The organism is Pseudoalteromonas luteoviolacea, from assembly GCF_000814765.1.
Taxonomy (GTDB): Bacteria; Pseudomonadota; Gammaproteobacteria; order Enterobacterales; family Alteromonadaceae; genus Pseudoalteromonas; species Pseudoalteromonas luteoviolacea_H.
This window is the reverse complement of record NZ_JWIC01000006.1, coordinates 528,747-541,045: the sequence shown is the minus strand read 5'-3', so window position 1 is coordinate 541,045 and position 12,299 is coordinate 528,747. Positions and strand designations below refer to the sequence as shown.

General features: G+C 40.8%; 12 protein-coding genes. 1 reads left to right on the top strand and 11 read right to left on the bottom strand.

Annotated elements, in window-relative coordinates; all coding sequences use genetic code 11:
- Positions 1-119 precede the first annotated feature (119 nt).
- The 10 genes from JF50_RS13845 to hutH all read right to left on the bottom strand — a co-directional run bounded on the left by JF50_RS13845 (position 120) and on the right by hutH (position 8,915).
- A complete protein-coding gene (locus JF50_RS13845; protein WP_039610017.1) occupies positions 120-581 on the bottom strand; it encodes a hypothetical protein in 462 nt (153 codons plus the stop codon).
- Entirely contained in the window at positions 578-805 is a 228-nt protein-coding gene (locus JF50_RS13840) for a hypothetical protein (RefSeq protein WP_039610016.1), read from the bottom strand. Before JF50_RS13840 ends, JF50_RS13845 begins: the two co-directional genes overlap by 4 nt.
- 319 nt (positions 806-1,124) lie before the next feature.
- Positions 1,125-1,565: a hypothetical protein gene (locus JF50_RS13835; RefSeq protein WP_052262300.1), complete on the bottom strand. Its 441-nt coding sequence runs from the start codon at positions 1,563-1,565 to the stop codon at positions 1,125-1,127.
- A 171-nt stretch (positions 1,566-1,736) separates the two neighbouring features.
- Positions 1,737-2,330, bottom strand: coding sequence for a Crp/Fnr family transcriptional regulator (locus tag JF50_RS13830; RefSeq protein ID WP_039610015.1), 594 nt, complete (start codon positions 2,328-2,330; stop codon positions 1,737-1,739).
- A 175-nt stretch (positions 2,331-2,505) separates the two neighbouring features.
- Entirely contained in the window at positions 2,506-2,964 is a 459-nt protein-coding gene (locus tag JF50_RS26115; protein ID WP_052262299.1) for a DUF6174 domain-containing protein, read from the bottom strand.
- A gap of 407 nt (positions 2,965-3,371) precedes the next feature.
- Complete coding sequence (locus JF50_RS13820; RefSeq protein ID WP_039610014.1) at positions 3,372-3,851, bottom strand: GNAT family N-acetyltransferase; 480 nt, start codon at positions 3,849-3,851, stop codon at positions 3,372-3,374.
- 65 nt (positions 3,852-3,916) lie between these two features.
- Positions 3,917-4,534: an HAD family hydrolase gene (locus JF50_RS13815; RefSeq protein ID WP_039610013.1), complete on the bottom strand. Its 618-nt coding sequence runs from the start codon at positions 4,532-4,534 to the stop codon at positions 3,917-3,919.
- A 254-nt stretch (positions 4,535-4,788) separates the two neighbouring features.
- The gene (locus JF50_RS27175; RefSeq protein ID WP_160290480.1) at positions 4,789-4,959 is read right to left on the bottom strand and encodes a hypothetical protein; all 171 of its coding nucleotides are present in this window, start codon (positions 4,957-4,959) and stop codon (positions 4,789-4,791) included.
- A 444-nt stretch (positions 4,960-5,403) separates the two neighbouring features.
- Positions 5,404-7,404, bottom strand: coding sequence for a urocanate hydratase (locus JF50_RS13810; protein WP_039610012.1), 2,001 nt, complete (start codon positions 7,402-7,404; stop codon positions 5,404-5,406).
- An 11-nt stretch (positions 7,405-7,415) separates the two neighbouring features.
- Complete coding sequence (gene hutH, locus JF50_RS13805; RefSeq protein WP_039610011.1) at positions 7,416-8,915, bottom strand: histidine ammonia-lyase; 1,500 nt, start codon at positions 8,913-8,915, stop codon at positions 7,416-7,418.
- A gap of 219 nt (positions 8,916-9,134) precedes the next feature.
- Here hutH and JF50_RS13800 point away from each other — a divergent pair, with 219 nt between their 5' ends.
- Entirely contained in the window at positions 9,135-10,046 is a 912-nt protein-coding gene (locus tag JF50_RS13800; RefSeq protein ID WP_039610010.1) for a LysR family transcriptional regulator, read from the top strand.
- Between the two features lie 75 nt (positions 10,047-10,121).
- On the opposite strand, the gene JF50_RS13795 is transcribed toward JF50_RS13800, so the two are convergent.
- Complete coding sequence (locus tag JF50_RS13795; RefSeq protein ID WP_039610009.1) at positions 10,122-12,122, bottom strand: S8 family serine peptidase; 2,001 nt, start codon at positions 12,120-12,122, stop codon at positions 10,122-10,124.
- Between the last annotated feature and the right edge of the window lie 177 nt (positions 12,123-12,299).

Sequence of the window (12,299 nt, the reverse complement as noted above, 5' to 3'; positions counted from 1 at the left end):
CTTTATATTGGCTTTATCTATCTTGTCATGCAGCTTCTATTAGATGAAGTGCACCCTCTGAACAAATACATTGCCTAGACGCTTTAAAACTCGGTTAGGCACTTTAGTTTAAGTTTTATCTACTTGCTTTGCTGGCCGAACACAGCGTCAAAGCTTTCTCCTGAATTTAACCTATGAATACCCTCATAAAGCTTTTTTGTGTTGACGCGCTCGAATGCAACTCTTGACGCCTGATAAGCCCGAATATCTGAAGATGAAAAATCTGATAACCCCATCACTTTTGCTACTTCAGCGTTATCAATATTTATATTCTCTAGAAGTAAAGGGGATCTGAAGTCCACATATGTGCCTGATCCCTCAAGCAGCCATGGCTTCAATTTAAAATATTTAGTCAAAAAGCTCGCTCTGTGAAATACTTCTGCATGCGCGGTCTCATGTGCAATTACATCTATATTAATACCTTTAGGGCAAATAAAAACACATTCCTTTGATAATGCGCTACGTGCCATGCCAGTTGGATTAAAACCTAACGACCTATATTTAGCGTGTTTAGATACGATATATCTAGGTGAGGCACTCATTTTAACAAAGTCTCATCAACCCTACTTTTGGCTTGTTGGATCAAGGTCAAAAGCTGTGTTCGCTCAGCTTTATTTAAAGAGTCATCGACAAAAATATCTGATTGAATTTTTTCGAAACCACTGAGCGCTGCAACTTCACATGCCAACGCTGCTTTATTATAAAAAACAATAGTACAAGCGGAGGTGGCCAATAAAATCACAACTGTAAATTTGAACATTTTCATACAACTTCCCTATCTAACTCACATCACTTTAGAGTAAACAACTTATGAGCTTTACAACGCAAACACTTTTGAACAGCGGGCTCGTCCTTTATTTCAGGCCAACTAAAATCATTACTCAGTTTAAGAATATTGGTTCAGACCGCGAGCTGGGCATTAAGTTCCGCAGCACTATTAGTTCAAGAAATCGCAAAATGCACAACCAAAAAGTAATTCATAGTATTGTCGTAAATCTGAATCGGCCCTATTGGTTCTCACTACAACGAACCTTAAGAAATGACTAACACACTAGGGCCGCGCCCAAAAGTTGGAAACTGATCAGCTATAAAGACTGCAAAAAGATAGGCACCAAACCAAACACCAACAAAGTACAGGCAATAAGTGACAGCAATGACCCAAATCTAACCATAACTTTAACCGTCAACTCGCTCGTTACATTTGCCGAGTATCCAGCGCCAGCAATTGGAAGCGCCTTGCTTGCACCTGTCACAGATGCAACCGTTATACCCAGCCAAATAAATACGAAACCAAATGCACATCCATAAGCTGCTAATTTGGCTACCAATGCAGGTAGCTCAACCAGTGACCACATCACGCCTAGGATCGCTAAAGCCATAGCGCATTGCACAGCAGTCAAATGGCCTGAAAGTGCCATCCGCGAATTTTTGACTTTGGGTATCAATGCTCCCTGTATTAATCCAGCAAGAAACAAGATTATTCCTATAAAGATAAGCTGTGCACCTATCTGCGTAAGTTCTAACATGATGTGCCCCTTGCTGAGATCTCATAAATTTCAGTAGGGCTTAGGACATTCAAGCGGTTGCTGATGTATAACCTACGGTAGTGTTCACGTTGTGTGTTTGATTTTTGAAAGGCATTCATCGTTAATCTCCATAAAAAAACACATGGTAGATAACGAAATACCAGAATTCATTCACCTAGATTCATTTTTTAATTTACTTAAAGTTTGGGGTGCAATTCCGAGGTAAGAAGCAATATGGTATGACTTTACTTGCTTAAATATGTAAGGGTACTCATCAAGTAAACGCTCATACCTTTGAGCAGCGCTTTCTGACATGAGTGAAAGCACTCGTTTGTATGTTGCAGAGTAATAAGTATTATGTATCCAAATTCTCGCTAACAGCCCCCACTTTTCATCTTGAGAGATAAGCTTATCAAGTGCATCCAGAGACGTAACATAAAAAACAGAATCTTCGATAATTTCAAAACTCAGCATGGACCCGGTTTTTTCATAAAAGCTCACACTATCATCCATGAAATGGTTTAATCCATGCTTACTTTTTCCACGAAAATAAAGTTGCCATGTATGATCTTTGCCGTTCAAATCACTCAGATATGACCGGGCTAGACCACTTTTAATAAACCATATTTCACTAAACACTTCGCCTGCATGATGAACGGTTGTACCTTTTTTAACATACTTTATATCAAAGATTCCACACGCCTTTGCCCATTCTTCATCATCGACAGGAATATAATGCTCAACTAATTTTCTAAAATATTTCATAGAACCACTGCCATTTCCTCAAATATGAGGCTTTATCAGACGTTTTAATATTGAAATTCAAGCTAATCAAGATAATTGTAATGCGATTAGTTATCGCCCAATGTCGATAGCGTTTTGTACAACCTAGATCAGTACTTAACTAAAATTTAAAAAGGCCGATCGCCAACCAAAATTATTAGCGTGTTTCTTCGATAACCTCAAAATTGCGAATACGATAGAAACACTCATCGTCGTGAATATCTTTATTCCAATCAACATTTATATCCTCTGGGAATAAATATGCCGGGTGGTAATCTAATTTTATACTTGCAGCTTGAGTTATCGCCTTTTCTGCTTTTTTAAACATTTTTTCTATCGTTATCTCAAAAGTATGCCCACTACTATGTTCAAAAAATGCCACACCATCAACAACCAAAACGCGAGATGAAAAGGTAAGCATGCATCCACTTTCTACTTGATAGGTATAACTAAATGGTGCATTGCTTTGCCAAGCGTCAAAGTTATACTCAAGTGTTTTTAACGCCTCTCCTTTGATAAATTGAAAGCCAACTCCCCACAATGAAAACACAAAAATAATGGCTGTACCAAGTACAAATTGAACTGCAATTGGCTCTCGGATATCTAATACTTTCATGGAAATTTATAAGCCTATTTACCTAGGTAATACACGACTAAACATTATTACATTGGATATAATCTACCTAGTCTTTGTCTATTGAACAAATTATTCGTTATTGAATTTTCAATATAAACCGACATACTTCAATAATTTTCGATATTACTAATAGATGTTTTTACCGAGTAGATTACACAGCTCCCCTTGCCCCCATTGTAACCAAGCTTTTTAATTTCATAGAGTGGGATGTTTACCCATACACGAGAACAATATTTCTGTGCACTAAAATATTGCACCATAAGCTATTAAAATAAGCTTGAAGCCCCCTAATTAGCATGCGTATAAAACTTGACCGACGCTTCATCAACTTTGAACAATTAGATTAAATCAGTCGTATTTATCCAGTTTGTACTGGACCATGTGCATTACACAATCTCCATTAACACGGCTTGTTCACCATAACTTGAGCACACTTCAACACCTTTGACTTCTTGAAATCCAACTCTGCTCCAAAAGGTTTCCGAGCCTTGCACCGCTACCAAGCTTATTTTAGTCATGCCTTTATTTTTAGCCACGTCTATCAATTTTGAGGCTAACGCCCGACCCACTCCTTTTCCTTTTGAATGAGGGCTTATGGCCATATCATGAAGGTACATGTGGTCACAATTTTCGATATAAGGTAAAGACTCAAATAATTTTGGAGGAGCAACACCACACCATGGGTGAGCTAACACATACCCAAATACTTCCCCATCGTTTGATACGCATACAAAGCACGTGTCAGGTGAAGCATCATTTTTACTTTGTAAGACCGATAAGTCCTCTGTGCCAATCTCTTGGTAAGACTTTTCCTGAATGTCTAATATACAGTCCCAGTCCATATCTTCAATCGTTCTAATTATCATGTATCCCTTAATCACATCTCGTATGCTTATACAACGCATAAAACAAAGTTATATGCTTACCTAAATTACAATTCTAAACCCAAAGATTTAAGTGCAAACTCACCTTGTTGTGCACTTTCAAATTGAATTGCTTCCATGCCAACTGCTTTTGCACCAGCAACATTGTGAGGCATGTCATCTAAGAATACCGTTTCTTGTGCAATTAACCCATACCGTGCCATTAATGCATGATATATCTCAGGTTGCGGCTTTAATGTACCCAGCTCAGCCGATACGATAGCGCCGTCAAATAAACCCCAAAAATCATAGGTTGTTTTCAAAAATTCAACGGTTTCATGGACATTATCTGTTAACGCATAGACACCATAACCAGCTTGTTTGACCCGCTGGATCAGTTCTGTAGATTGATACAGTAGAATTTGCGTTTGTTTTATGTAGTAAAAAAGTCGCTCAGTATCTTGTGTACTGAAGCCAAACTCTTGTTGGTACCTACATTGTGTCTCATGTTCAGTGGTAATGCCTTTATTAATGTCTAACCAAATTTCTGAACCAAACACTGACTGGGCCAATTGTTCGCACGAGTTTAATTCTGGAAATGTCAGGTTAATTATTTCCTGTGGAGACCAGCGCACAACCACATTCCCTATGTCAAACACCACATTTTTTATCTGACTTTGTGACATAATCATTCCTTTATTTTATGACTGTTTTAAACACTATACTTCAACACTTTCATATCGCTAAATTGAATGGCATACGCCATCAACTTAGTGCCAAATTTGGGAATAGTATGGAAAAGGCTATAGATGAGTATACACTCGTTTTCTATTTTTAATGTTCTGAAGGGATATATTTTTTAAGGTTTGAAAGTAGGTCAATTAAGACCTACGACAAGGGTTAAGGATATTTTCAAACACAAGCTATGCTTGTTTTTTCATTAGCAGTCGTCTGAATAACACTGCCAAGAAACCGGGCACTTAGCCGTCGGCAGGCATCCTAAGGTATCTAAACCATTACCACCACCTATTTGAGGCGTTTGCTGACCATTCAATGATTTTTTAGACGCGCTTAGGTTTTTCACTTTCTTTTTGCTTAGTTTAAGTAACATAATAATTTCCTTTGGTTAGTTACATTCAACGCAGTCACAATATCAGGTTTTTTAATTCATAAAAACAATATTTATATAAAAATATATTCTTTTTTGATCATTATCATGAATTTATAATTCGATATTATACCGCTTTTTTGAACTTACCATTTTGATAATGTATTTATTTTAAGCAGATTTAACAACACAGCATAAAATGAGAATATTATTTCTCATTTAGTTACAAAATTAGCAATTTACTATTAGATAAAAGGCATCAGATTATTCTTTAAATAAATACTTAATCACTAGGTAGCAATCGGGTAAAAAATGAGCTTGGCAGTACCTAAATAGTAGAGAGGGATTGAAATAAGGGAATACAAATATAGACTTTTATTTGGGCATGATACTTTTAAACATAAAAAAGGAGCCTAAGATTGCCTTAAGCTCCATATAAGAATCCGATTATAAAGATAGGTTATCTAAGATATCGTCATCTACATTATTTGAAAGTGTCACTCTCAATTTTGGTGTTCTGGCCATTTCACGTTTAATTGCAAAATTAGCTTCTTCGTTACGTGCCCAGCTACGACGAGCAATACCATTGTTTACATCAAATAGCAGCATAGATTCTAATCGACGCTCTGCATCGCTTGACCCATCTAACAACATACCAAAGCCACCATTGATAACTTCACCCCAGCCAACGCCGCCGCCGTTGTGAATTGATACCCAAGTAGCGCCACGGAAACCATCACCGATAACGTTGTGGATCGCCATATCAGCTGTGAAACGACTGCCATCATAGATGTTAGATGTCTCACGGAATGGCGAATCAGTACCAGATACATCATGGTGATCACGACCAAGCACAACAGGACCGATTTCACCACGCTCAATGGCATCGTTAAATGCTTTGGCAATCTTGATACGGCCTTCAGCATCTGCGTATAGAATGCGTGCTTGTGAACCAACAACCAGCTTGTTTTCTTTTGCGTCTTTGATCCAAGTAATGTTGTCTTGCATCTGCTGCTGAATTTCTTCTGGGGATTCAGCCATGATCTCTTCAAGCACTTTTGCAGCAATGGCGTCCGTCTTGTCTAAATCTTCTGGTTTACCTGATGTACATACCCAACGGAATGGACCAAAGCCATAGTCAAAACACATTGGACCTAAAATATCCTGAACATAAGACGGATATTTAAAGTCGATACCGTTTGCGGCCATCACATCGCCACCAGCGCGCGAAGACTCAAGTAAGAACGCGTTACCGTAATCAAAGAAGTAAGTGCCTTTGGCTGTATGCTTATTGACAGCGTCTGCGTGACGCTTAAGTGTCGCTTGTACTTTTTCTTTGAATACTTCTGGCTCTTCACGAATTAAGCGGTTTGACTCTTCGTAACTGATCCCCACAGGGTAGTAGCCGCCTGACCACGGGTTATGAAGGGATGTTTGGTCAGATCCAAGGTGTACAAATATGTCTTCTGCAAGGAATGACTCCCATACATCAACGATGTTACCGATGAATGCAATAGACACCACCTCTTCGCCTGCTTGTGCTTTTTTAACACGGGTAACCAAATCAGGCATATTGTCGACTAATTCATCCACCCAACCTTGCTCGTGACGTTTAATCGCGGCTTTGGGGTTTACCTCTGCACATACAGTAATACAATTAGCGATATTACCAGCTTTAGGCTGTGCACCACTCATGCCGCCAAGACCTGCAGTTAAGAAGATCTTACCTTTTGGACTGTCGCCCTTTTCAAGTACTTTACGGAATGCATTCATTACCGTAATAGTTGTGCCGTGTACAATGCCCTGAGGGCCAATGTACATAAAAGAACCCGCTGTCATCTGGCCATACTGTGTTACACCCAGTGCGTTGAACTTTTCCCAATCATCTGGCTGAGAGTAGTTCGGGATCATCATACCGTTCGTTACGACAACGCGTGGCGCATCTTTTGATGACGGGAATAACCCCATTGGGTGGCCTGAGTACATATGAAGTGTTTGGTCTTCTTCCATTTCACTTAAGTACTTCATTGCAAGTAGGTATTGTGCCCAGTTTTGGAATACTGCACCGTTACCACCATAAGTGATAAGCTCTTCTGGATGCTGTGCAACTGCCGGATCTAAGTTGTTGTCAATCATCAACATGATTGCCGCAGCTTGCTCGCATTTAGCTGGATAGTCTGAAATCGAACGCGCTTTAAGCTCATAGTTAGGCTTAAAACGATACATATAAATACGACCAAAATCTTTTAATTCTTGCGCAAATTCAGCTGCAAGTTCTTTATGCCACTCTTTTGGAAAGTAGCGCAGCGCGTTTCTAACTGCTAGCTGCTTTTCTTCTGGGCTTAAAATATCTTTACGCTTTGGCGCACGGTTTGCCCCTGCCGGATATGGCTTTGCTTCAGGCAATACGCTAGGGATACCCTGCTTTATTTGTTCTTGAAAATTCATGTCGGATTTCCTTAGTTCACTGTAACCGTAAATGCTTGTGACTTAACAAACTCAACCATGGCATCGATGTCTGGCTTAAGCAGTCTGTCTTCTTCAAGTTTCGCGACCTTTGTACGGATCAAGGCGTGATTCTGTTCAATAATATCTGAACATGTATTCGGACGTCTAAAATCAACCGCTTGCGCTGCATACATCAACTCAATTGCAAAAATCTTTTCAAGGTTCCCCAAGATTTGGTTGAACTTACGACCTGAAATACTGCCCATTGACACGTGGTCTTCTTGACCCATCGATGTTGGTACACTGTCAGCAGACGGTGGAAAACACAGGGATTTGTTTTCTGTTACCAAGGCCGCAGTCGTATACTGAGGGATCATCATACCTGAGTTTAGACCACCTGATGTGGTGAGCAGTCGAGGTAGTCCGTGTAAGCCTTCAAGTAGCAAATAACAACGACGATCAGAGATGTTACCAAGCTCAGCGGCTGCAATTGACGCGTAGTCAAGTACCATTGCTAAAGGCTGGCCGTGGAAGCTACCACCAGAGATGGCTTCTTCTTCACTGATAACAATTGGGTTGTCTGTCACTGAGTTCATTTCTGTCTCAGCAAGCTCTTTTAAGTGGTTAAATGCGTTGCGCGATGCGCCGTGCACCTGCGGGATACATCTAAGTGAATATGGGTCTTGAACGCGATCACACTCTTCGTGATCAGCCATATTCTGTGAATCTTTGAATAAACGGCGCATGCGTTTTGCAACTGCAATGTTACCTTCAAATGCACGGATAGCATGTAGCTCTTCACGGAATGGTTGTTCACTGCCCTGCATGCCTTCAATACTCAGCGCACCGGCTACATCAGCAAGGTCTAATAAGTAACGCATTTTAGTCAAACCAGTAATGGCATGAGATAGGATAAATTGCGTACCATTGATAAGCGCAAGTCCCTCTTTTGAGTCAAGGTCCATGGCTTCTAAATTGTTATCTGCGAGTACTTTAGCTGCTGGCTGGATCTCATCACCTACCCAGAATTCACCTTCACCTAATAAAGGTAAGAATAAATGAGAAAGCGGCGCAAGGTCACCTGATGCGCCTACAGAACCTTGCTCTGGCACAACTGGGATAATGTCTAGTTCAATAAACTTAAGCATACGCTCAACCACTTCTAGACGAATGCCTGAAAAGCCTTGGCTAAGTGCGTGTACTTTAGTGATAAGCATTAGCTTAGAGATAGGTTTCGCAATTGGGTTACCCACACCAACGGCATGCGTTATTAGTAGGTTCTTTTGCAGAAGTTTGGTCTCTTCAGGGGAAACTTGCGTGTCGCACAGCGGACCAAAACCAGTATTGATACCATATACTGCTTTATCAGATGCAGCCATTTTGTCTACTCGTTGACGGCTTTTGTTAATTTTATCTAATGCTTCCTGACAAAGCTCTGCTTCAATACTGCCATCGGCTATGCCGTTTACAATATCAAGGTTTAGACGATCTACACCATATCTAAACGTCATCTTATTCTCCTAAATATATGCTTTTCCTAAGCAACTATGTGCTTGATGGCGCAATTTTAACGCTGTAATGATGTTTTATAAATTATAGATAATCGTAATTCATTCCGGTTTTATCAAACTTAATGGTGTTACCTCGGCAAACTTTCCATTAAAATAAGCCCAGCTTTAAATTCCAACCACTTTTTAGCCAGTTCACGTGCTGCTTTTAGGAGAAAAACTGTGCAAGTTCATGACGTTGACCTACGCCTATTGAGGATCTTTGTGGCCATAGTCGAATCTGGTGGTCTATCCGCCGCAGAGTCTCGCTTAAACATTGGTCGCTCAACCATTAGCTCACATTTGTCGGACTTAGAAGTAAGGCTTGGGGTAAAACTGTGCAAACGCGGTCGAGGCGGCTTTGAACTCACAGAGCCCGGTCGTATTACATACCAAGCCTCTCTTGAACTTTTACAACAATGTGAGGCATTTGCAACGACGGTCGCCAGTTCCAAGAACGAATTATCTGGGCGTGTAACCATTGCGGTAATCGACACCATGGCCAGCGATCCGCGCTGTGGAATCGCAAATGCTATCGCGTCATTGAAAACACAAAGCGATAATATTCAATTTGATATCAATGTATGTGAAGCGAAAGAGGTTGAGACCTCAGTGATTAACGGGCGCTCTCTCGTAGGGTTAGGCGTCAGCCGGCATCATTTGCGTGGTCTAGAGTATATTCCCCTTTATGATGAAAAAAACTTTCTATATTGCGCCAAAGATCACCCTCTATTTGACTGCAAGCCTTCACAAGTCAATAAACTGCTTAAAAGTGCAGAAGTTGTCTCAAGTAACTATATGCGAGATAAAGAGGTCAGAAATGATGGTCTGAATTATATGAATACTGCCATTGCTTATCATGATGAAGGGATTGCACATTTAATTTTATCTGGCGCATTCATTGGTTACTTACCCGAGCACTACGCCAGCTATTGGGTTGATAAAGGCATATTAAAGGCCATTTTACCGCAAAAATATGCGTATACCATTCCTGTCTCGCTTATAACAGCGAAAAACAACTCAGCTTCCCCCCTTGCTAATGCGATTATTGAAGAATTAAAACGAAGCCATCATATCAGTCACAAAAATGACTAAACATATCTTAACAGCCATTAAAAAAGGCGACATTACCTGTCGCCTTGCACCTTTAATCTCAAGGTTTTTAAGGAATTAGTTACACGCACCTAGGTCGGTCCACACTTTCCAGTCATTACCAACATTGGAGTTTTGAGCTGGATTTGCGTCTCTGTTCCACCAGTTGCTACGATACTTGCTGCCTTGGTAAGACACTTCAGAACCAGCAACATAAGTCTTCGTTGCACTCCACTCAGTTAAGCCAGTACAACCTGTGTTGTTAGCACCATCAGTCACTGTTACAGACTTAGTTACACTGTGCGTTGCACCAGCATCATCAGTTACCGTCACAGAAACTTGGTAAGCACCTGCATTTGCAAACGCATGAGAAACAGTTGCACCCGTCGTGTTGAAGCCACCGATATTCCAGTCGTAGCTTACGATTTGGCCATCAGCATCACGGCTTGAACTTGCATTAAAATCACATGCTAATGCACTACAGCTAAATGTAAAATCTGCGACAGGTGCTTGGTTATCAACTGCACCACCACACCCATTTGCAGTAAGATAGTCCGAAGCAGCTTTCGCTTGAACTAAACCGTAACCATATTCGTCATCACGACCCGCTGTGCCCAAATCAATGGCAGTCGCATTAAGCGCGTTGCGGATATCGACGTTTGTACAACTTGGATGCTGACTCCAAACCAATGCGGCAACACCTGCAACGTGCGGGCTCGCCATAGAAGTACCAGTCATAAGACCATAATCAAGCACTGCATTTAGTTCTACTTCTACTGTACTACCCACTGAAGATTTCAATGCTGTACCAGCTTCTTGAGACAAAGACAATACTGGAATTGTTAAGCCATGATTTGCATCACCTAACGTACCGCCAAACTCACCAGGCGCATTGTTATAAATGATGGCTGCGACACCACCACCCGCTTCACAATTTTCCGCTTTTACTTTGAACGATGCTCCACCACGCTCGATTAAACAGATACTTTGGGTCGCAGCACACGCCGTTAAGCTTTGACCACAATCAACAAGTTCAGCGCTCACTGTGCCTTCTACAGAATGCGTCATGCCACCTGCTTTAACAAAATTAGTACCAGCAGTGATGCCTGCAAGGATCCCAGAGCTTCTTGGTACGGTTGAAAGTACATCAGTACCTGGTGCTGCGATTTCAACTTGAGCATTATATTGTGACGATGGATTCTTAACTCGGTTTTCATCAACATTTGCCACTGACATAACTGTATCGTAGCTCGCCGGATAGCTCATCGTCGCGTTGCCATCATTACCCGCTGCTGCAATGATTAATACACCTTTGTCATAAGCTGCCTGTAAACGATCTTGGAAGTACTGACTTGGACTACCGCCACCTAAACTCATGTTGATAATTTTCGCGCCGTTTTCAACACAGTTATCAACGCCACGAGCAATACGCGATGTTAAACCTTGCTTACCGTCATTATCGAAAACACGAACATTGTGAATACCAACCTTATCGTTCGGTAACACACCGACTACACCAAAGCCATTATCAATCGCAACGATTGTACCTGCAACGTGTGTACCGTGACCAGAACCATCCTGATACCAATTTAAGCCTCCAGGGAGGTCAGTGAAACCGGTTGCATTTTGTGGTAAATCAGGGTGACCTAAGTCATAACCAGAGTCGATAACACACACTTTAAATAAATCGGCATTTGTATCTTGTAGAAGATTTGCTTGTACTTCTGCCAGACCATAAGGCGATGCTTCACCCACAAAGTCTTGTGTAAAAGGTACATACTCAAAATCTTCTTCAATGTACGCGTATTGACCAGACGCTTTAAGTTTCGCAACTTGCTCCGGCGTTAGCTCCATTGTTACAACTGTACCATCTGTATCTGCAGATAATACCTCTGCTGCAGGTTCAGCGTGAAAACTCTCTGCAATATTTGCTCTAGCAAAACGGCTTGTCTCTGGCGCAAAGATACTTAGATCACTTTGCTTTAAGATGTATTGTTTTGTTTCTTGTGCTTGAGCAACCGTTGCAGAAAGCGCTGCTACTGCAAACGCAACCGATGTTAATTTAAATGTCTTTTTCATGTTGTTTCCTAATTATTATTTTTATCCGCATCCAATGCGGTGGATTCCTGTTGCCTAAGCAATGTGTACCTTGTTTGCAAACACCCTACACAATGAAAATCAAACTTTCAACCTTTTATTTACAAAAATTCATATTTATTTCATTAAAAATGAAAAAGCAATAAATACAAATATGCA